14 protein-coding genes and 1 tRNA gene are annotated in these 22024 nt (G+C 30.0%); 4 read left to right on the top strand and 11 right to left on the bottom strand.

Features of this window, described 5'->3' with window-relative positions:
- Positions 1–315: 315 nt before the first annotated feature.
- Positions 316–1503, top strand: a complete 1188-nt coding sequence (locus tag ACKX2A_RS20540) for a glycoside hydrolase family 88 protein (RefSeq protein WP_415326941.1) — start codon at positions 316–318, stop codon at positions 1501–1503.
- Between the two features lie 417 nt (positions 1504–1920).
- A complete protein-coding gene (locus ACKX2A_RS20545) occupies positions 1921–2913 on the top strand; it encodes an SDR family oxidoreductase (protein WP_415326942.1) in 993 nt (330 codons plus the stop codon).
- A 78-nt stretch (positions 2914–2991) separates the two neighbouring features.
- On the opposite strand, the gene ACKX2A_RS20550 is transcribed toward ACKX2A_RS20545, so the two are convergent.
- Both ACKX2A_RS20550 and ACKX2A_RS20555 read right to left on the bottom strand, forming a co-directional pair.
- On the bottom strand, positions 2992–3186 hold the full coding sequence (locus ACKX2A_RS20550) for a cold-shock protein (protein ID WP_415326943.1): 195 nt from the start codon (positions 3184–3186) through the stop codon (positions 2992–2994).
- Positions 3187–3448: 262 nt separating this feature from the next.
- Entirely contained in the window at positions 3449–4507 is a 1059-nt protein-coding gene (locus ACKX2A_RS20555) for a 3-oxoacyl-ACP synthase III family protein (RefSeq protein WP_415326944.1), read from the bottom strand.
- A 427-nt stretch (positions 4508–4934) separates the two neighbouring features.
- Between ACKX2A_RS20555 and ACKX2A_RS20560 the strand changes: the two genes are divergently transcribed.
- Together ACKX2A_RS20560 and ACKX2A_RS20565 are read left to right on the top strand one after the other, a co-directional pair.
- A tRNA-Ser gene (locus tag ACKX2A_RS20560) sits at positions 4935–5022 on the top strand.
- Between the two features lie 251 nt (positions 5023–5273).
- Complete coding sequence (locus ACKX2A_RS20565; RefSeq protein WP_415326945.1) at positions 5274–6488, top strand: site-specific integrase; 1215 nt, start codon at positions 5274–5276, stop codon at positions 6486–6488.
- A 63-nt stretch (positions 6489–6551) separates the two neighbouring features.
- On the opposite strand, the gene ACKX2A_RS20570 is transcribed toward ACKX2A_RS20565, so the two are convergent.
- The 9 genes from ACKX2A_RS20570 to ACKX2A_RS20610 all read right to left on the bottom strand — a co-directional run bounded on the left by ACKX2A_RS20570 (position 6552) and on the right by ACKX2A_RS20610 (position 21975).
- Positions 6552–6986 carry a hypothetical protein gene (locus ACKX2A_RS20570; protein WP_415326946.1) on the bottom strand — a complete coding sequence of 145 codons (435 nt, stop codon included), beginning with the start codon at positions 6984–6986 and terminating at the stop codon, positions 6552–6554.
- Between the two features lie 12 nt (positions 6987–6998).
- Complete coding sequence (locus tag ACKX2A_RS20575) at positions 6999–10043, bottom strand: DEAD/DEAH box helicase family protein (protein ID WP_415326947.1); 3045 nt, start codon at positions 10041–10043, stop codon at positions 6999–7001.
- A complete protein-coding gene (locus ACKX2A_RS20580) occupies positions 10036–12027 on the bottom strand; it encodes a hypothetical protein (RefSeq protein WP_415326948.1) in 1992 nt (663 codons plus the stop codon). The genes ACKX2A_RS20575 and ACKX2A_RS20580 overlap by 8 nt, the downstream gene beginning before the upstream one ends.
- A gap of 1 nt (position 12028) precedes the next feature.
- Positions 12029–13156: a hypothetical protein gene (locus ACKX2A_RS20585; RefSeq protein WP_415326949.1), complete on the bottom strand. Its 1128-nt coding sequence runs from the start codon at positions 13154–13156 to the stop codon at positions 12029–12031.
- Positions 13157–13188: 32 nt separating this feature from the next.
- A complete protein-coding gene (locus tag ACKX2A_RS20590) occupies positions 13189–18045 on the bottom strand; it encodes an AAA domain-containing protein (RefSeq protein ID WP_415326950.1) in 4857 nt (1618 codons plus the stop codon).
- Positions 18046–18057: 12 nt separating this feature from the next.
- Positions 18058–18819, bottom strand: a complete 762-nt coding sequence (locus tag ACKX2A_RS20595; protein ID WP_415326951.1) for a hypothetical protein — start codon at positions 18817–18819, stop codon at positions 18058–18060.
- Positions 18816–19520, bottom strand: coding sequence for a flagellar motor protein MotB (locus ACKX2A_RS20600; RefSeq protein ID WP_415326952.1), 705 nt, complete (start codon positions 19518–19520; stop codon positions 18816–18818). The genes ACKX2A_RS20595 and ACKX2A_RS20600 overlap by 4 nt, the downstream gene beginning before the upstream one ends.
- Positions 19513–20673, bottom strand: coding sequence for a MotA/TolQ/ExbB proton channel family protein (locus ACKX2A_RS20605; protein WP_415326953.1), 1161 nt, complete (start codon positions 20671–20673; stop codon positions 19513–19515). Before ACKX2A_RS20605 ends, ACKX2A_RS20600 begins: the two co-directional genes overlap by 8 nt.
- 150 nt (positions 20674–20823) lie before the next feature.
- Complete coding sequence (locus ACKX2A_RS20610; RefSeq protein WP_415326954.1) at positions 20824–21975, bottom strand: hypothetical protein; 1152 nt, start codon at positions 21973–21975, stop codon at positions 20824–20826.
- Between the last annotated feature and the right edge of the window lie 49 nt (positions 21976–22024).

A 22024-nucleotide genomic window follows, 5' to 3' on the forward strand; every position in this document is an offset into this window, starting at 1 on the left:
ATCTCTTTTATCAGAAATGGGTTTTTGTTTTTTAAGTTATCCATATCGTACCAGTTTTTTGTTTATCCAAAATTAATCAGATCTTGTTGTATAAATTTCAGTATTTCTACTTAATTTTTAAAATTAATTTTTCATTCGATTTTTATTTAAACTTTGGAAATGCTTTTTAATAAAAGGAATTATGTTGTTTTATTTTCACCTAATTTGGAATTAATTTAAATAAGAATTAATTTTATTAATGTCGTATTTGGGTATTATATTCTCAATGATAATCACAAAAATTAAGTAAATTGTGCAGTAGAATATTCACAAAAAATGACTTTACACAAAATATCAATAACAGCTTTTACGGTTTTAAGTATTGTTTTTCATGCACAGACCAAAAAAGAAATGTCGAAACTGATTCAGAATGAGTTTCAATTTGCCGATCAACAGTATAAAATTCTGATGAAAGGAATTCCAAATGATAAGATGCCGCAATCTTACAAATCCTCCGAAGGAAAGGTAATTACAAAAGATATTTCATGGTGGTGCTCCGGCTTTTACCCTGGTTCTTTGTGGATGATTTACGAACAGACTAAAGATCCTGAAATAAAAAAAGAAGCGGAAAGAACATTAAATTTAATTGAACCTAATAAAACATTCACGCGTGATCACGATTTAGGTTTTATGATGTACTGCAGTTTTGGAAATGCGTATAGAATTACGAAAAATCCAAAATATAAAGAAATTATTTTACAGTCAGCAGAATCACTTTCTACAAGATTTCGCCCTGGAATGAAGGCTATTTTGTCTTGGGATAAAATGGCAGATTTCAAAGCTCCGGTGATTATCGATAATATGATGAATCTCGAAATGCTGATTTGGGCTTCTCAAAACGGGGGAACTAAAAAGACTGGTGAAATTGCTGTTACTCATGCTAATACAACAATTAAAAATCATTTCCGACCAGATTATAGTTCTTATCATGTGATCGATTATGATGTAAATACAGGTGAAGTTTTAGGCAAAAAAACATTTCAGGGATATTCGGATTCTTCGGCTTGGGCGAGAGGGCAAGGCTGGGCTTTGTACGGCTACACGATGATATATCGCTTTACAAAGGATGAAAAATATTTAATTCAGGCTCAAAATATTGCAAAATTTATTCTAAACAATCCGACTTTACCAGAAGATAAAATTCCGTACTGGGATTTCAATGATCCAAAAATTCCTAATGTCCCGCGAGATGCTTCTTCTGCTGCAATTATTTCTTCTGCTTTATTGGAATTGGGTCAATATTCAAAAGGTGAGGACAGGAAAAATTATGTTGATACAGCCAAAAAAATGCTGTTGAGTTTATCGAATGAAAAATATCATGCAAAACCGAGAGAAAACGGTGGGTTCTTATTGATGCACAGCACAGGCGGATTGCCATTGAATTCTGAAATCGATGTCCCATTAATCTACGCAGATTATTATTTTCTTGAAGCATTAAAACGATATAAAGATTGGTATTTATAAAAAAGGTTCGGCAAATCGAAGATTTGCCGAACTTTTTTTATGATAAGTGAAATTAAAAGAATAAAAAAATCCTCAGAGATGAATCCGAGGATAAAAACTAATAACCATGAAAACTCAAATTAAACATGAGTTATTTTATGATATTAAAATATTGTGCCAAGAAAATATTTTGCTTAAAACCTTAAGATTAATTAAGAGGATTTAAGAAAAAATAATAGTTTTAAAATAAAAATTAAAAGATAAGCTTACATTAATTAGAAGCTTTAATGCATATTTTTAATATTCAAGACTAAATTGTTTTTCTAAAATAAATAAAAGGTTGCTACAATGGATTTAACATAAAATAGAGGTTAATTTTAACCTTTATGGCATGATAATAGGTTGATTTTAACTACTAAATTCAAAACCATTCACAAAATGAAATCAAATAATACATTACAAAATAGTCTGAGAGGAAAAACCGTCGTCATCACCGGAGGAAGCAGTGGAGTAGGTCGTGCAGTTGCTGAAGCTTTCGCATTGGAAGGGTGCAACATTGTTGTAGCTGCAAGAGGAAAGGAAGGCTTGGATGAAACAGTACAGTTGTGCAGGGATCTCGAAGTTTCGGCAATGGCTGTTCCAACCGATGTTTCGATCGCTTCTGATGTACAAAATCTGGCAAATAAAGCTTTGCAATTTAATGGGAGAATCGATATTTGGGTAAATAACGCAGGAGTGATGGCAAGTGGAAAATTCGAAGAAATCCCGATGGATTTGAATGAACAGGTGATTAAAACGAATCTTTTCGGTTATATGCATGGTGCTTACAGTTCGCTGCCAATTTTTAAAAAACAAGAAGAAGGAATTCTTATCAATAATGTATCGATCGGCGGTTTTATGCCGGCTCCATACAGCGCGGTGTATTCTTCAACAAAATTTGGAATTCGAGGAATGATGGAGTGTCTTCATGGTGAAATTTCGGATTTTCCGAATGTGCATATTTGTAATTTGTATCCGCAAATTCAGCGTTCTACGGGGAATATGCATTCTGCAAAATATTCAGGATTGGACTTTAAAATTCCGCCTTTTGCAGCAGATCCTAGAGATACGGCAGCAAAAATTGTTGAATTAGCTAAGAATCCTAGAAAAGATTTATTCCCGGATTTTACTTCACTGATGCTTAAAAATGTGTATGGTTTATTTCCGAAACCGATTATCAACACAGCTTCTGCAGCTATGAGGTTGATGATGAAAATGAAAAAAGCACCTTCTGATTCAGGAAATGTTATGCAACCGTCGTCAGAACCACATAGAATTTATGGTGAAACAATGCTTCCAGTTCCTTCCCGAAAAACTAAACTTGTGATTTTTGCAGGAGTAGGACTAGGATTGGCATATATGCTTTTGAAAACAAGATCTTCAGATAAATAATTTTTAGAAATAAAACAAAAAGCTCCGATTCAACGAATCAGAGCTTTTTTGTTTTTTAATATAGTTTAAATCAAAAGATTACGCTAATTTTACATTTACAGCGTTTAATCCTTTGCTACTTTCTTGTACATCAAAAACTACTTTGTCATTTTCACGGATCTCTCTTGAAATTAATCCAGAAACGTGAACAAAGATATCTTTTCCTCCGTCAGCTGGAGAAATAAATCCGAAACCTTTTGTTTCGTTAAAAAATTTTACTGTGCCTTCTTGCATTGTAATTATGTTAAAAATTGTTGTTGTTTATTTATGATTAAAATTGATACTAGAAAATTATCTATCAATAAATTAACCTTTAAAATGGGTGGCTAAAAAAGTTCACCTGAATGAAAAAATGGAAATTTTAGCATAACAGAATCACAATAACAGAAACCTATTTTGTAAATATACAGCAAAGGTACATTATTAAAATGAATAATATTGTTTTTTTAATTGATTGACTATCAAAAAATTATTTATTCATTAAAATATAGTGCTGTTAAAATTTATAGACAAACGCATTAATATTCATCCCTGCACCAACAGAAGCAAATAAAACGACATCCCCTTTTTGGATTTGATGTTCCTTTAATTCACCTTTCAAAATCATTGCTAATAAAGATGGAATGGTTGCAACACTGCTATTTCCCAGCTTATCGATCACCATCGGCATAATATTCAGTGGAAGAGGAACGTTATATAGCTGATAAAACCTTTCTACAATGGCTTCATCCATCTTTTCGTTTGCCTGATGAATAAGAATTTTATCTAAACTATTAATAGAATATCCACTTTTATCAAGACATTGCTTCATAGCTTCGGGAACGTTCTTCAAGGCAAATTCATAGATTTTTCTGCCATCCATTTTGATGTATTTTACACTCGGACAACTGTCGTTATTATAAGATTTTCCGAAGTATAAATAATCTTTTTCCGTTAAAGTAAAAGAAGCCGATAAATGCGACCGGATACCGGATTCGTCATCGATTGCTTCCAAAACAACAGCTCCGGCTCCATCTGCATAAATCATACTATCTCGATCGTGGATATCAACAACTCTAGAAAGCGTTTCAGCACCTATCACGAGGCATCTTTTTGCCATTCCGGATTTGATAAAAGCATTGGCCTGAATCACCCCTTCAATCCATCCCGGACAACCAAATAAAACATCATAGGCAACACAAAAATTGTTTTTAATTTTCAGTAAATGTTTCACTCTCGAAGCCAGACTCGGAACCGTATCAGACTGGATTGTCCCAAATTTTACGTCTCCAAAATTATGTGCAAATATGATATAGTCCAATGTTTCAGGATCTATTCCGGCATTTTCAATGGCTTTTTGTGCGGCTATTAATCCCAAATCGGATGTAACCTGATCGCTGTGAGCATACCGCCTTTCCACGATCCCCGTTATTTTCTGCAGTTTCCTTGTAATTGCTTCATTGTCGTCTTTTAACAGAATACCCTCTTCATTAAGGAAAACATGTTTGTCGAAAAATAAGTTGGTAATGGTTTCAGATGGAATATAATTGCCAACGCCGATGATTTTGCTTGTCATTAAATATATGCTTTGATTTTCAGTGTTTTTACAGAAAGATTAAACGAATAATAGGGTAAATGTACTGATTAAAACTCAGGAATTGTATTTTTTATTTTAAATTAAATAAAAATAATAAAGGATTGCATAGTATTTTTGTTTTAAATATATGATTTATAATGAATTTGATTTTTTTTTAAAAAGTTGTAAATTTTATGTGTTAAGTACATTATAATGTACGTTTCAATAAAATACTTGTTTCTTTAATAAGAGCTTTTGGATTTTGTTTGAATGATGAAATTTAATTCTAAAATTGAAAACAAATTTTTTCATCCTGAAATATAGGACTGTAGATAATTTAATATTCTTTATCTAAAAAATATTTTGTCAATATTAAAAATGTTTCTATATTTGCACCACTAAAAACAACGATACAATCGGAGTTTAGGGAGAGTTGGCAGAGTGGTCGATTGCGGCAGTCTTGAAAACTGTTGACTGTAACAGGTCCGGGGGTTCGAATCCCTCACTCTCCGCCAGGTTAGAAACCAAAATAAGCTAAAACGCTGTAAACATCAATGTTTACAGCGTTTTTTGTTTTAGCGCAGTATCAAAAAAAACCAAAATAGGTCACGATTTATATGTCCTATTTCGTGTCCCATTCAAAAAATTACAAAAATGGGTCACGAAAAATCAAGGAAAGCCCGACCAATAGGCAGTCTAACGATTGTACATCTTGCAAAAAGTGGTAACAAAAAGTAAATTATTAAACCATTAAAGTTATCACACAATGAACAAAACATTCAACCTGTTATTCTTTATCAAAAAGAATAAAATCAGAACAAACGGAACCGCTCCCATCTACTTACGAATCACGATAGACGGCAAGGCAGCCGACATTGCTGCAAAAAGATATATCGATCCGAAGAAATGGGATGTTAAAGCACACAAGGCACTAGGCAATTCGCAAGAAGCCAAAACATTGAATCTCTATCTCAAAACTTTGGAACAGAAAGTTTACGATTTCCACTACCTGATGCTGAAAGAAGAAAATTTTGTAACTGCAGAGAGTTTAAAATCTAAACTGCTTGGAACGGATATTGAGCAAAGAATGCTTATTCCGATATTCCAGGAGCATAATGACAAAGTGGAAGCCTTGGTCGGTCAGGATTTTGCTCCCGGAACATTGGAGCGTTATAAAACATCTTTAAAGCATACGCAAGAATTCATTAATTGGAAATACAAAGTTTCTGATATCGACATCACGCAAATCGATCACGGTTTTGTCAGGGATTATGACTTCTGGCTTCGAAGTGTCCGTAAATGCGGAAATAATACGGCTGTGAAATATCTCAAGAATTTCAAAAAGATTATCCGTCTATGTATGGCGCACGGCTGGATTACTAAAGACCCTTTTCTAGGTTACAAAGCAAAGATTAAAGCTGTCGAACGTCCTTATCTTACCAAAGAAGAAATTCAGATGATTTATGAAAAGGAATTTGCATCAGACCGATTGAACCAAGTTCGCGATATTTTTCTTTTCAGTTGCTATACGGGCTTGGCGTATGTTGATGTCAAGCAATTGTCAAAATCTAACATCAATATTGGGATTGATGGGGACCAATGGATTTTCACTCATCGTCAAAAGACCGATACCTCAACCAGGGTTCCGTTATTGCCTGTGGCTCAGGAACTGGTTTTAAAATACGAGAATCATCTGCAGTGTGTCAATTCAGATGTTCTATTTCCTGTTCTCAGTAATCAGAAAATGAATTCGTATCTAAAAGAAATTGCGAGTGTCTGTGGCATCAATAAGTATTTAACATTCCATATTGCAAGGCATACGTTTGCTACTACTGTTACTTTGTCCAATGGCGTTCCCATTGAAAGTGTGAGTAAAATGCTTGGTCATACGAATATTAAGACTACTCAGCATTATGCGAAGATTCTGGATAAGAAAGTGAGTGATGATATGGCGGTTTTAAGGGGGCGGCTTAAAAACTAAACAATAAATAGTGAATTAGTCAATACTTTATCTGTTTTAAGTTATTCAATTTGATCGTAACTGTCAGATTAAGTATTGACTAATAAAAACTTGATATATATTATTACACTTTTTTTTCTGAATATTCCAAATAGGTTTGAAATGATTTATCAATTCCTCTTCCAGCATATTTCTATAAGATTCTGGTTCAGTAGTTATGTACTTTATTTTAATTTCATTTCCATTTAATCTTTCTTCAATAATAAGATCTAATTTTGCACCAGTATGTTCATTTTTATTTACAAAATGATTTCTAATTCTAGTTTTAAATAAGTGCCCCTTAGATTTGCCAATATAAACCAACTTTGGAATTTGTTTTTCATTCACAATATAAATACAATAAACAAAACCACTATTCTTGATATTTTTTATAGTATCAAAAGTTAAAAGATTATTTATATCAGAAATATAAGTTATACATTCTTCAATTTGTTCCGAAATTATATTTTTAACTACCATATGATTTTCTTATTAAGTAATAAACTCTTTCACATCATAAATTGAATGTAATCTATCTTTTATAGGTTCTGGGATTTCATTACTTCCAATTTCTTTATTGACATCTATTTTGCTTTCATAATAATTATCAATACTAATTGTATTAAAGGTTTGTATAAACTTATTTAAATTTAAGAACAATTGAACAACTTGATTTACTTCTACTGAATGCTTTAAGTAGGGATAAAAAACTTGAATTTTATTTTGAAAATCTAATTCTTGTGATTTATTTAATTTCCTATAGCTTAAAGAATTAATTCTATCAATCCTACCAGTTCTTTGCTCCATATCACTTGGATTCCAAGCGATACCATAATGATAAATATTCTGGCAAAATGTATGTAAATCTTCTCCTTCTCTAAAAATATCTGTGGTAACTAATACATATGGCATTCCAGGCATTCTAAATTGAGAAGCTATAATTCCTCTATTTCGTTTATCTTGTCCGCTTGTACCAATTACAGGAACAAGATTCCTTAATACCGATTCTATTCTTTTTTCATCTTTTTTATCAAAATTTGATGAAACTATTAAATCGAATTCATTGATAATTGTTTTTATTTCTTCTAAAACAAAATGGAACGGAGCATCTTTAGTAATTATCAAATTGAATAAAATTTCTTCAAATTCCTCGTTTTGAGAATCGGCTAAGAATCCTGCAAGCAAGCCAGAACCATTTCTAAATATATTTTTTAAAATTACATTTAGTACTTTTAAATCTAAAAGAAATATCTCAGTTTGAGTATTAAATCTTTTATTAATCCAATTGCGAAATTCATTATCACAATGTTCGATTAAAAACCTTGTTAAAAAAGTAGTATTTTTAAGTTCCCCTGTGTTTATTACATTGCTTTTTTTTATAGAAGATTTATTCAGAATTCCTTTTTTAAAAAAGTAATCGTAGACTGTTTCAGTTTCTTTTTTGAAACTTTGGTTCTTACGTGCTTCAGCAGTAATTTTTTCTAGATAGTTTGAATTTAAATCTTCGATATCATAATCAATGAAATTAAAATGATTATTTAAAATGATAGGATTTAACTCAAACCAATTTTCTCTATACATCTTAGTTCTGTATGGGAAACCTGGATTATTTTTTTTGAAATAGTCCAAAAAGAAATAACCACTGTGTTCATTCTCATCAACCTCTTCACTTCCCTCCGTATTTTGATAAAGGAATTCTTGCAAGGAATTGCCGGTTGCAAGAATCGTTTTCGATTTTAATTCAGAAGAAATATTTCTAAGGTTTTTAATAATAAAGTCATCGATAATCTTTTTAAAACTTGAATTGTTTTTATCGTAGTATGCAAATTCAAGGAATGCTAGTCCTTGCTCGATGTAATTACTCTCATCAATAAAATTATGTTGTAAGAGATTTGATTTTATCTCTTTTTTTAATAATAAAACAGTTAAAAGATCATTTAATCGTGTTTTTATTTTTTGTGTATTATATAAGTCAATAATATTGTCTATTACCTCTTTATTTTTCTTCAAAACTTTTTGAGTCTTCTTTAATTGTTTCTCAATTACAATTTCTATCTCATATTTTGCGAGTATTCTTTTTTCAAGTTCTATTGATGAAGCAATCCTTCTTACAAAAATTAAAGATTTATCTTGCTGATGTAGTTGATTAATTATTTCATTCTCTAATTTTGTCTGTTTTGGATGAGGAGGAAATTGTTTAAAAGTTTCATTATATGAGTTAATGATATTTCTAACAATATTTAAATCTTGGCTATCTTTAATATTACGACTTTCTGTTTGTTCGTACTCTTTTGTATAGTCTTCAGAATATTCAAAACCGTTTTCATTTCTGTTTAAGGTTTCCTTCTTTCTATCAAGATCAACATTATAAGTTTCAAAGCCAGCAAGCATTCCGATTTCAAATGAAGCATTGTTTTTTTGATTTAAATGCTTAATAGATTTATATTGAATAAGTTGCCAAAAAACACTTTCGAATGTATCATCCATTGTCAGATGTTCTGCCTCTTCTGATTTGTTTACATTCCCCTTACGATGTTCTTCTCTGCATTGATTTCTTGAAACGGTATCGTCTTTTAATAAGTATTCTAGGTTACCTCTAATTAAAAATTTCTTTAATAGCACCTCTATTTCTATATTATTTTTTGCAGTATTAAGTAGATGTTTTTGTGTAAAGCAAGATATTTGATTTTTAATCTCATAAAGATTTCTATCTTTAGGAGTTGCAGATAAGCATATAATTTTCTTAGCTAAAGGGAATTTAACTTGTTTTTTTAATTCTGGAAAATCTTCGAAAATCTGTTTATCCTTAATTGCTCCCAAAAAACGTGAAGTAATTTCATTTCTTATAGATTCTTCTCTTGTTTCATCTCCTGGTCCATATTTATAATTATGTGCTTCATCTACGATTAAACAATTGATTTTAGGAGATAATGCATTCATTAAGTAAGCAATAAGATTACGTAACTTTCTTAAATTTGAAGCTATAAAATAATCCTTATCATAAGCTTTTTCTAAAATATTTTGTGCGTACAAATCATTTTTAAAAACTTCTCGTATAAAATATTCTTGTAAGTTTCTTCGACCATTGCTTGCTATGACTAAGCTACTAAATGACGTCATTCTAAAAATTGTAACAGGATCTTCTGTCTCAATTGCTTTGATTTTGTCTTTTATGCAATTTTCAAATGTATAGGACTCTTTTACCTTGGTATTATCTAAAAGATAATTTTTAGAAACAAAATTCCCTAGTTCTTTCTTCCACTTATCCTGTAAGTTCTTTTTAGGAACAATTATAAGATCCTTGTGTAAATTTTTATTTTTTGAAAAATGCCTAAAAAGTAAAATTATTCCTGCAGCAATATAAGTTTTGCCTAATCCTACTTCATCAGCTATGTATAAGACATTGTTATCAGGATTATTTAAAAATTGATAACCTTTAGTAATTACAGCAAGTTGTCTATCAGCAAGCTCTTTACCAATAGATTCATTAGTTCGCAGATTAAGGATTGATTCAATGTCGGTTTCGATATTATTCATATTCGGCTACTATTTGTTCGACAATCCATTTCTCTTTCTGTTTTAAGTCCGGAATGTTATTTACGAGATCTTCTGTTATTCTTGTAAATTGATTTCTTTTACTTTTTATATCTTTAATAAATTGCTTCCATATTTTTTCATCAACAAACCTTTTTGCTGAGCACTTTTGTGCTTTTGCATACATCATTTGATCCACAATTTTTAAGATCATCCAATAAAAACTTTTTTGAATTTTATCTTCTTTAAATTGATTAGCAATATCATTCAAATAAAAAGAAAGTGTATCAATGTTTTCGTTTAATAAATAATATTGGATATTTTTAAATTGTTCTCTCTGTTCAGTTTGATTAAGGTTTTTTGAAGGGAATAAATATTTTTCCATCCTTATTAATCCATTAAAATGAGTAGCCATTTCATTTAACAATAATTTAGTTTCAACTTTGGAAATATCAATTACACCAGATTCATCTGTAATTTTTTCAGCTATACTACGTGTAATACTTTCTTTAGAAAACTCATCATCAAAGAACTGCCAATATCTTAGAATAGTATAAGCATCTAAATTAAATCCTAAAGGCTTAGTATTTATATAATCCTGATTTGCATAATAACTATATACAACCGATTTTGAATTTTCAATGCTTACTACTTGAATTAGTGAATTTTTTGCCAACTTTTTACAATCTAAAGTGTCAATAGAAACCTTTGATTTACCATTTTTTATCTGCTGACCTTTGAATAACTCAAAAAAATTACAATTTTGATTTTTAATATTTGCCTTAATACAAAGTTCCCTATTTTTCCAATCAATTGTAAAATCGATATCGGGTGCATTCCTATTGAATGAATTAGCAGAAATAGGATTCTCTAAATCAACTTTACCTGAAATAAAAATCAACTCATCAATATTTAAAGAATTAGGTCTTTTTAAGAGTTTTATACCATTATTTTTTTCACAATAAAGAACTGCTGATTCAATATTCGAAGAATTATTTTTATCTGAAAAAATAGCCCAAGCAGGATTAGTAAAATTAACAGAACCTACAATAGTGTAAGAGTTCTCAGCACTATAAAACTTATATATTTTCGAATGTTGATTTCTTACCTCAGTATTTAGACTTGAATCATTCCAATGACACCAATCTAATCCCGCTTTTTCTAAATCTACAAAATGTTTCTTTTCTAATTGAACTTCATTATTCCTTAATGAAGGAATTAAACATTTGATTTTTTTTATATTTTTGGACTTAAGCCATTCTAGCAAACTAGTATCAGGACTGAAATATGGTGAGACAATTTCAACTTCTTCTATCGTTTCTTTTTCAAAGATGTTTTTTTGTAAAAAGTCTTCAAATTTATTAGAATAGTTATTGAAAAATTGAAAATCTATATCCACGTATCTTAAAAAGTTATTAATTAGATTTTCAGATTCTAGTAGTTTTGGAATATGACCTAATTTATTGGTGCTATTTATATAATCTTGAACGGAATTAGTAGAAGATCTATTTGGTTGTAATTTACTTCTACTAATTTCTTTGTAGGAAAAACATTCAAAATTATCGCACCACCCACTAGCGGTCATATTACCAGAACCAGTTATGAACAATAGTTTTTGTACTCCATTATCCTCCAATAGAATCATAGTTTGTTTCGGATGAAAATTTGCTATTTTTCCTTTTGGGGATGGCACTTTTAAACAATTAATATCATATCCTAATGATGGAGCATTGGTTTGATCTTTCGCATAATAATCACAATAAACTGATATTGGTGGTATTTGGTTTTCTTTTGCCAGCTGTCTCCATAAAATCTTATTATGAATTTCTTCATCATTGAAATTTTTACCAGTACTAGATATTAATAAGGGCATTATGTAATTTTCAAAAAACTTTGGATCAAAATTAAAAGTATAAAATATAGCTGCGATAACTTTATTAGCACCTATCAATTCCCCAATCTTTTCTTTTAGTATTAGTTTTTCCACATTAATTTAATTGATTAAAGAGATTGAGATAGCTCCAAAAAAAATAATTGTTATCATTATTTCTTTCTGGATTATAATCATTATAAAACGAAGCGCCTTCAAAATGATTTATTTCATAACCATTTTCTGTGATTTCCATCCAAGGAGAAGAATTTCTCAGTTTACAAATGGTTTTATTACGTTCTATTAAACCTTTTACGAGATCATTACTATTATTGTTATGAAGTATGGCTAAAGCATTTAATGTTTCATCAAAACCTTCTGTAATTAGCCCTTTCATTTTACATTTCGAAATGAATTCGCTTTTCTCAATCTCTTCATTTGTCCAGAATGATTTTGTTTGCAAATACCTGAAAATTCTGTTTAAAGGGCATATTGTTTTTTCAACTTGAACAATATATTCTAAAATCGAAATAAAATTTGGATTTGAACTTTTAGATACTAAGAAATTTAGAAGGTCATAAAAATTTAGGCCTATCCAACCTTGATTATTGTGCAAAATTGAGAATAATTCTTGATTGCAATTATCTTGTAAAATCCTTTCAATAAATAGTTTTTTTTCTTCCTCGTTTGGTTTTTCGATTACGGACATATATTTTTCTAATACATCATATTTCAATTTGCTATCACTATTAATAATTGTTTGAACCTGTTTTCTTAAAGATAAATTTGATTTTAATTTATCTGAAAATAATTTATGAAAGTCATTGGAGAGATCAAATTTCATTTCACTAAAAGGTCTGTTGTATTTACCCCAAATTCCATATGCTTTTTGATTTGATAAGATTTGATTATTTACAGAAATCTTCAATTCTTCATTTGAAGCTATTGTTTTTCTGACCTTATCAACTCCATTAAAACCTTCAGATTTATCTTTGTAATGTCTTGTGTAAGCCATAATTTGTTCAAACCTTATAAAAAAAGATTCAAAATTTGCATCTGCTATTTTAAATTCTTTTTTAATTGTATGTGCTAAACCTAAAATCTGGAAATCAATTAGATTATTAGAAACTGTGGAAAGATTTGGAATTAGTTTTCTTCCTGCAGCCTGCCAAATAACTTGAAATCCTAAAGGATCTCTTGAACCCTTTATATTGTAATCTGGATCTTTTTCTGTAATGAAATACATTTGTACTTTAGATTTGTTGTTCAAAAAATAATCTATACTACTTGTAATATTTCAATAAATCGATCAATTCCTTCGATTCTTGCTGTTTCTCCTTCAGACTTATTAAGCACTGCTTTGCCGATAGGACTTTGAATAGAGAGTGGAAGAACCTCATCAGATATATAAGAACTTTTCATTTCCTCATTAACAACTTTAAATTTTTGAATTGTTTTGTCATTTAAAAATTTCACCTTGATTTGTGAACCTAATAAAATTTTGGATACTTTTTTTGTAGGCATCTCGATTGGTGTATCATCTGTAAGATTTTGTATAGTCTTTTCTGATTCTTCTTCAACCTCTATATCGGTTTCTGGAACTTCAAATATTTCTTCATTTTCAGTAGGTATTGTGAGTTCGTCGTTTATAACAAATTGTTCTGTGATTGCCGCATCAAAAATATTACCCACCTTCGGTCTTTTAACCGTTTCGATAAATGATAATAGTTTATCTAGTTCTGAGTTTGGATCACGCCACCAATTTGTTCCCCAAATACGGTGAAAAACAAAGCCTTGTGATTCTAATATACGTTGTCTGTGTAAATCGTAAAGATAAGCTTCTTCACTTGAGTGATACTTCGCACCATCACATTCAAGAGCAATTTTTGGAATACCTTCCGTTAGAAAATCAATTACCATATCAATTCTGAAACCACCAACTTTATATTGAGTCTTAATTAATGTTTTGTCCATTTTTTTGCTCAATCGCTCATATACCTCTTCTTCAAAAGGAGATTCAAGTCGAGGCGTAACGTCACTGTCAATATTAGCTTCATTAATGTAATTAGCCTTAAGAGCTTCTAAAACAGCTACACGTAAATCATCATTACCATCACTTACTGCTTTTGAATAAGCTAAGTATGCATAAAGAACTGCTTTTTTATTATTGCTTTTCTGCGTAACTAAATACGATTTGAAATTTAGTATCCTTTCTTCCGGAATTGAAGTGACAATGAAGTTTTTATATTTGGCTCTGGTTACGATTACATTCAGTAATTTATATCCTTTCTCAAAATTCAAAGGACCAAATCTTTCAGCAAAAGAACCATCAACATTATTTCCATAAGTCGTAGACAAAATAATAATATCTCTTTCATCACCCTGAATATTCTCTAAGTTTTTTACAAATAATCCTTCTTTTTCTAACTCGAGAATTTTGTTGTTGAAATCATTATATTTCTCTTGTTTCTGCCGCTCTACAATTTTATTTTTAATGAGATCTCGCTGTGTAATATTAAAAGTAGCAATACCAACTGACGGATATTTGTTCTTAGAATCTTTCTTAATATTATTTTCTAAAATAGATAAAACCATATCTGCTTCAAGTTCATTTACCCTATTTTCAAAAACACCTCCTACATTTATGTAAGAAATAGCTTTGTAATCCAAAACTTGCGGTAAAGCCTTTAACTTTTGTTTATAGAAAGCGTGATTCGAAAATTCTATTAGATCAGGGTGTTTTGATCTGTAATGGAAATCCAAGGATTTTGAACTAAAGTTCATTTCGGTACCGAATTCCAGAAGTGATAAGCAAGACAAGGCTAATGAATCTAAAGATGATTTATCTTTAATTATGTTTGAGTCATCTTCTATTATTTCGTCTTCACTCTCTACGTCGCCATCTAAGATTTTTGAGAAATAATTTGAAGGAGGCATCTGATGTTCATCACCCGCAATTACAATCTGTTTACCTTTTAGCATTGCTGGCAAATTATCTTCTAATCTCAGCTGACTAGCCTCGTCAAAAAGAACTATGTCAAAATATTTATTGTTTTGATTAAATAAATTACTGGCAACGTCTGGAGTGGTTAGGATTACAGGAAAGAAAGAAGTAAATAAATCAATATCTCGCTCTACAATAGATCTAAGCGAATATCTTCGATGTCCAGCAGAACCTTTAAAATTAAATAAGTTTTTAACTTTCAAAGCAGCATTATTTCTGTCAAATGTTTCTGTCTTGTTGTATTGTTCATTGAACCAAATATTATTAACAAAATTTATTTGATTGGTCTTAATATTATGTTCCGCTTCAAATAAGTCATCAATACTATGCTGATCAATAGGTAAATTGTCAGTCGCATTTTCTCTTAGCAAGCGATTAAAATAGTTAACATAAAAATCAGTTAGCCAATTACGAGAATCTAGTAATGCGTTTACAATAAATAAATTATTCTCTGTAAGACTATTGATGAAATTATGCCAATCATATTCTTTTCTGAAAGCGTTAGGATCTGCATCTATTGTAGATTTTTTTTGCTCAATCAACGATTGAACAGATTCAATATATGCATTGAGATTTTTTGATTGTGAAATATTATTAATTAGGCGATCCGATTCAATTTTTTCATTCAGTTTTTCTAGTAAAGTACTTAAATCTTGGAAATTTTTCAGATGTGAGAACTTATCTTTATTTTCGAAAATGTCTGCATTTAGAAATTCAAAATCTATTGCACTATCAATTAAAGAATTTACCTGATCTATTCTCTTTAAAACTTTATTAGTTTGACTTGAATTTTTTACATCTGATGTTGAGAATGAATATTCATCTTTGAAATCAGGAGATTCATTTATCACTGCCTGTAAATCCGCATAGACTTGCTTTTGATAGGCAAAATGTTCAACAATAAATAATGAAAGGTCATTTAAAATTTCTTTCTCATTCTCAGAAATATTCGGTCTAGATTTCAAAAGATCTATATGCTCTTGCAACTTTGATTTATTTTCTAATTTAAATAGATAATTAAGGTCAAGTCCTAAAAATTTATCTTCGATATTTAAATTTAGTTGTTTTTTAATTTTTTCAGACTCAGAATAGAAATTTTGAAAACCTTCCAATTTAGATTGCATTGTTGCTTTGTATTGGATAGGAGAAAAAAATAAGGAATTTTGAACTATTTTATTTAACTCATCTATACTACTATTGAAAATATGAAAATCTGCTATTTTTTGCTTTTTGACTTTTGAAAGTAATGATGTTATTTTATAAGAAAATCCTAGTAATTTTTCTTCGTTTCTAAATTCGAGATCTCCATTATATTTATCATAGAGCCTTTTTAACGAATCTTCTTTATGGGAAAATTTTTGAAAATCTACGGAAAAATCTTTTTGTTCCAAATCACAAAATTTTTGTTTCAAAAGATTTATTTGATTCTCTAAATTAAAATTTAAGTTATTTATTTTATCAAGAGCAGTTTTAATTTTACTGACCTGATTTTGTATGGAATTTTTACGATCTATGTAATATTCGTTGTAAAGTGCATCCTTTGTACCAACTATTTTAATGATTGATTCTTCGTATATGGAAAATGCCTCATTAATCCTGTCTTCCAATTCATAAAAACTTTTTGATTTAAAAGCATCAGACGATAAAAAAGATGACGGATAATTTTCCTCTTTCAATTTAAAGAATCTCTCACCTTCAGTAATGAGACTTGTTAAATAGGCAAATTCATCGTAGTTAAATTCGAATTTTATTTGAGAGGAGAAAGAGATAGGTTTATTGCTTTTTGCGCTGAGATTTTTTAGATAGAGACCAACAACATCAGTCCAGTTCCAATTAGCTAACAGTGGATCTTTTAGTAATGAGTGCTTTGAATTTATTTTTGAAACAAGTTCATTAATTTTTTTTAATTGAGTATCATACGTAAACTTAGAATTAACAAATTGACTTCTTAAAACACTTAAATCATTAAGTCTGTTTCTGACTGATGTTACAACTTTCTTTCGGTCACTTGAAATGTCATGAATAAGTATTGCATGTTGACTAAGCCCAATTTTTTGCAGGGAAGTTTGTAGAATTTCGAGAGCTGTATTCTTTTCGCAAACAACAATTGTTTTTTTTCTATTTTCTAAGGCATTGACAAGAATTCCTGTCAAAGTTTGACTTTTACCAGTTCCTGGAGGTCCCTGAATTACTAAATCTTTGATAACACGCAAAGAATTTAAGGCGCTTTGCTGCGTAGGGTCGGTGGGGATGGAAGTGATGGACTGAAAATCATTGTTTTCTAAGATACCTTGACTTATTTCTTCTCCAGCTAATTTTAATAACTCATCATAATCTTTAATGATATTATGCTTATGAATTTCAAAGTAAGAAAACAGTCCGGAAAATTGGATAAGAGAATTTACATCATTTAGTGCTAAATTTTTAAACTTTTCTTCAGATCCAATCGGTAAGATATTGGTGAAAACATTCTCTAGATTTGTTTTTAATTTTTCTTTGGTAGCAATATTTGTTCTTTCTAAAACATTCAGACAAATATCAAATAGTTCGTTTTTGGAAATGAGACCATTTTCTAATGTTTCTGAAGATATTTGCTGAAGATCTACATTTGAATCGGATTTTAAATGATTAATAAGCACTTCATTGATATATATTGGAGAATCTTCATTTTTTTTAATTACCCAAGTGTCATTCTTCTTAGATCTGATAAGTTCTAGTTGCCAAATTATTAAAGGAGCGACGGTTAATTTTTTGTCAATTCTATCTCTTCTAATTAAGAGTGGAAATCCAAAACCAAAAGTTTCAATCCCTTTTTCTGATTTAATTACTTCAACCTGGTTAAGTAGATATTCAAAGGATTTACCTAACGATATGAATTTTTTATGCTCTTTTTCATCAAGATTAAATAAATCTATATCAATGTCTTTCCAGGAAATTTCAAATGAAAAATTATTCTTTGAGAGTAATGTATTTAAAAAATCATTTGGCAAATTTTCATCTATAGCAGAAAGGGTTGAAATATCTAACTTATATGCTGATTTTTTTGGAATAGCATTTAAATGCACCCCCTTACGATTACCAACTTTTAGCCTTTTTTGCAGTTCGATTAGTAGTGATTTTGAAAGTTCCATTTTATATAGAAATTATTGAGTGTTTTTTGATTGGTTATTTTTTTTCTCTTTGAATGTAAGGAAATCATTTAGGGGTTTTAATCCCTCAAAAGAAAATTTTTCTTTATGGTACTCATCAACATTAGAATGGCATTCGACACAAAGGCATTCTAGATTTGATCTGCTATTATTTTTTTTATCACGATCTCTGTGATGTGCATGTAAAAATTTTTTTTCCGAGTTGTTTGTAGCTTTAAAACTACATTTTTCACAAGTAAAATTTTTTGTTTCTCGAAAGCAGTATGAGACTTGCTTCCAATTGAGTATATATCCTTTATTATCAGTGATTGTTTGTCTTTTTTCACTTTCCTCTAAGGCTAGCACAAAATTATTAAAAGTGTTAGTTCCTAAATTAAGATTATATCTTTTTCTTAGATTTCGTGCACATTTTTTACAAATCTCAAGATTGGCGTTAATTAGCTTTTTCTGATCTTTCGAATAATAAGTATTTTTGGACGAATTAGATACCTTCATTCTGCGTGATAAATCTTCTGTAGTGTCGCAATTGTAGATATGTAGGGAGGGATCTTGATTATACTTTTCATTTCTATACTCTGGTAAAAAAATACCTAATCTTTCAAATCCGTTTTTCTTACCTCTTTTAATAAAACCAATTTCATCAAATTCTAACTCTTCTTGGCTTAATTCATATTCCTCCAAATCGTAGTCGTAATCTACATGTAGTAATGAAGATATGTAGATTGCGGACTTTCCTTTTCTAAAATCGTAAATCATTTTGTTGACAAACTTGTTTGTAATTTTTCATTAGAAGTGTTAATTCTAAATTCTACACGACGGGATTTATTAAGATCTATTGATTTATCCTTACTTAAACTAGAAACCTCACCCTTTTTATTTAATGCCCTTGAATATGACATGCCGTTCGCTGTAAGTAGAAAATCAAGCTTTTCTTTTTTAGTTGCATTCAATTTTTTATACGAATCTAATGTTCTTATATACTCTAGAACGGATTGCGCTCTGGCAGATGAAAGATTTAAATTATAAAGATAGCTTTCTCTTTGATCTTTTTTAGGCGCAATGGTATCAGTATGTCCTTCAATTCTAATCTCACTTATATATGGTAAATTTTTTTTGTCACAAATAATAGACTGATATTTGGGCCAGATGTCAGCTACTTTTTGTTTAAAGGATGGTGTCATTTCAGCAGAACCGATTTCAAAAAGTTCATCATTTTTATTGATTGAATCTTGTAAAAACTTTAATGACATATCGCTTTCCAGTTGTACATTTTTACTTTTAAAATCCTTCTTCAAATCTTCTCCAATAGCATTGTAAATGTCATCCTTAATTATTTTGTCAGACAAACCCTCTAAAATATATGCTACAGCAATAAAGAGAAAGATGATAGCTAGGCAAGTCATGATGTCTGAATAGGCGATAAAGTTATGATCTGATCTGGTGCGACTTCTAGCCATTAGATATTGATTTTAAATTGTTTTGAATCAATTTAGGAATTGCCTCGTAATGCCTTTTAAACATTTCATCCATTGATGCCATAGTTTCTTTTATACCTTGCATGTAAAGTCGCTCCTCATCAATATCGATATTTCTTAAGTTAGATAATTGGTCATTCAGCAATTCAATATTAACTCTCAAATTTGTAATGCCCTCCAACTGTTTTTTAGTATTTTGAAGATCACTACTGAATTGATTTAATGATTCCTTGATATTCGATGAAGCATTATTTAGATTTGAAGTAATTTCACGGAACTTGGTATCTTGAACCATTACAGAATTAAGTGATTCTACGATATTGTGTAGTTTACTATTTTGTGACAATAGATTCGCATTGGTAGTTACAATCTTTTCAAGATTTGTATTCATATCTTCCGTGTACTGAACAATCTTTTCATAACGTCTGGCAAAATCTTCAATGTATGCCTTGTTTTCTTTCTGCCAATTATTTAGACTGTCGATGGAATTTGTTAATTCAGAAAAATTCTGTTTAACTAATAGACCTAATGTATCTCTAAATCCAGAATTTAAATCTTCAATTACTTCCTTAAGGGCTTCAAGTAGTGCGTCATGATTAGATGTAGCTAGGTTTTCACCAAATTTAGAAAGATTATCTGCTAATTTTTTATTAGATTCCTGAATCTTTGTGATTAATTCTTCAGAAAATGCTCTGTTAAGGTTGCCAATACCTCTATTTAAATCACGAAGTAATATATTTGTCTGCCTCATTTCTATAAATTCAGGTGATTCAGGTGGCTGAATATCTCCATATTTGTTCAAAATATCATTTACTCTTCTTTTGTAGATTAAGGAGAAAAAAAGCCCTAGAATTGTTACAATAAATGCAAGTCGTAAACCGGATAACAACTCTTTCACGCTGTCTTTAATTCTTGCAGCGTCTGTGTCAAAATTGAATAATCCTAATACAATACCTAGACATGTACCAAGCAACCCGATGGTAACGAAGGTACTGGGCATATTCTCTAATTGATAGTAGTTTACAAACTTTCTTGTAGCGTCATTTTTAGCTTTGCTAATGATGGTTTCATAATAAATTGCGAATACCATTATGGCAAGCATCGCCAATCCTATAATATATATTTCGTTTGACATATGTTTTTTAGAAATTAATTTTTATGATATCTATATGAATAATCTAATAATTACCTGAATATTTAATTAGTTAGCTCATCAATTACTATGTATTTATAAGTAAACAGAAAGGTTATATTTCTACCAAGGGATTATCTTTTTTCAGCATGATCATAGTGAAGCTACATATTCAGGGACAGTTTTAAAAATGATATTATTATCATTTCTAATTCTAGCACCAAAAAATGTTTTGTACCACTTTATTTCTTTTTCCTTATCCTCTTCAGATTTAAAATCACCGTCACCATACTTCGGATAACAAACAACTTCGACTTCAGCATGATTTGGAATATATCGAGACAAAAGTTGTCTAATTTCAAAATCTGCTTGAGGCAATGAGTAGCCAATAAAAACAACTTTGGATGCTTCAGAAAGTTCAATTCCTGCATTTTGCCAAACCAATTGAATTTGAATATTGCTTAAGTCTTTAATAAACGTTGGTAATAATAGATTGCTTTTTAGTTTTATAGCATCATCGTCTTCTGAAAGTTTTAAATTCTTATGACAGTGATCACAAGATGGGGGTGGAGTTAGCATAGTTTTTTCACCAAATTTCACATACATTCTTTGGCAACTCGGGCAATGTAGCCAGTTCATTGAGCCGTGCAATTTTAAATATTTTATATTGTAACCGTTTCTACCTAGTGCTAAGAGTCCTGGTTTAATAAGGTGGTCATTTTTATCTAGCGAGCTGATATAGCAGCAGTAGTCTACAACTGCTAATTTTTTATCTACTTTTCGTTCTTCTTCTTTTGAGTAATTTCTTACCAACTTATTTAAAGAGTTGTCCAACAAAATATCCCAATTAGTTGTAATGAGGGATATATTATCTTTTTTTTGATCGACTAATCTTACTCTTGCAATTTTGTTAACATATTCTGCGAAATTATCGATATAATCTTTATTTTTATGTCTGTAATCCACACCATATTTTATTGCAGCTCCCATTAATAAGTGAAATTTTTGCCTTTTAACGGATAATTCTTTTACGTCAAAATTCTTAAATGATTTGCCATTTGACAACGAACGATCTATAGGTGTGAAAATATCTTCCAAAGCTATTGAGTCCCAAAGATCTCTTTCAATTTGCAAAGTTTTTTCTATAAATTCTACAAATTCCTCTTTCGCATCAAGGATATCTTCTCTACCAATAAATTTGAAATTGAAATGATCATCAAGTATAAATTGAATAATTTGATTTTGAATAGGACCACCAGCATCAGCTGAAAATCCTGCTCCTAAAAAGTAGACTGTTTTTGACATGGTTATTTTTTATTATAGTTTTAGTTATTAAATTTTCGTTCTCAAATGA

The sequence above is a fragment of the Chryseobacterium sp. MMS23-Vi53 genome (assembly GCF_047651245.1).
Taxonomy (GTDB): Bacteria; Bacteroidota; Bacteroidia; order Flavobacteriales; family Weeksellaceae; genus Chryseobacterium.

Excerpts from the sequence above, each read along its gene's own strand:
- ACKX2A_RS20600 (WP_415326952.1), bottom strand. The coding sequence starts at position 19,520 with ATGGCTAGAAGTCGCACCAGATCAGATCATAACTTTATCGCCTATTCA.
- ACKX2A_RS20555 (WP_415326944.1), bottom strand. The coding sequence starts at position 4,507 with ATGACAAGCAAAATCATCGGCGTTGGCAATTATATTCCATCTGAAACC.
- ACKX2A_RS20585 (WP_415326949.1), bottom strand. The coding sequence starts at position 13,156 with ATGTATTTCATTACAGAAAAAGATCCAGATTACAATATAAAGGGTTCA.
- ACKX2A_RS20575 (WP_415326947.1), bottom strand. The coding sequence starts at position 10,043 with ATGAATAATATCGAAACCGACATTGAATCAATCCTTAATCTGCGAACT.
- ACKX2A_RS20540 (WP_415326941.1), top strand. The coding sequence starts at position 316 with ATGACTTTACACAAAATATCAATAACAGCTTTTACGGTTTTAAGTATT.
- ACKX2A_RS20590 (WP_415326950.1), bottom strand. The coding sequence starts at position 18,045 with ATGGAACTTTCAAAATCACTACTAATCGAACTGCAAAAAAGGCTAAAA.
- ACKX2A_RS20610 (WP_415326954.1), bottom strand. The coding sequence starts at position 21,975 with ATGTCAAAAACAGTCTACTTTTTAGGAGCAGGATTTTCAGCTGATGCT.
- ACKX2A_RS20605 (WP_415326953.1), bottom strand. The coding sequence starts at position 20,673 with ATGTCAAACGAAATATATATTATAGGATTGGCGATGCTTGCCATAATG.
- ACKX2A_RS20595 (WP_415326951.1), bottom strand. The coding sequence starts at position 18,819 with ATGATTTACGATTTTAGAAAAGGAAAGTCCGCAATCTACATATCTTCA.
- ACKX2A_RS20565 (WP_415326945.1), top strand. The coding sequence starts at position 5,274 with ATGAACAAAACATTCAACCTGTTATTCTTTATCAAAAAGAATAAAATC.
- ACKX2A_RS20545 (WP_415326942.1), top strand. The coding sequence starts at position 1,921 with ATGAAATCAAATAATACATTACAAAATAGTCTGAGAGGAAAAACCGTC.
- ACKX2A_RS20550 (WP_415326943.1), bottom strand. The coding sequence starts at position 3,186 with ATGCAAGAAGGCACAGTAAAATTTTTTAACGAAACAAAAGGTTTCGGA.
- ACKX2A_RS20570 (WP_415326946.1), bottom strand. The coding sequence starts at position 6,986 with ATGGTAGTTAAAAATATAATTTCGGAACAAATTGAAGAATGTATAACT.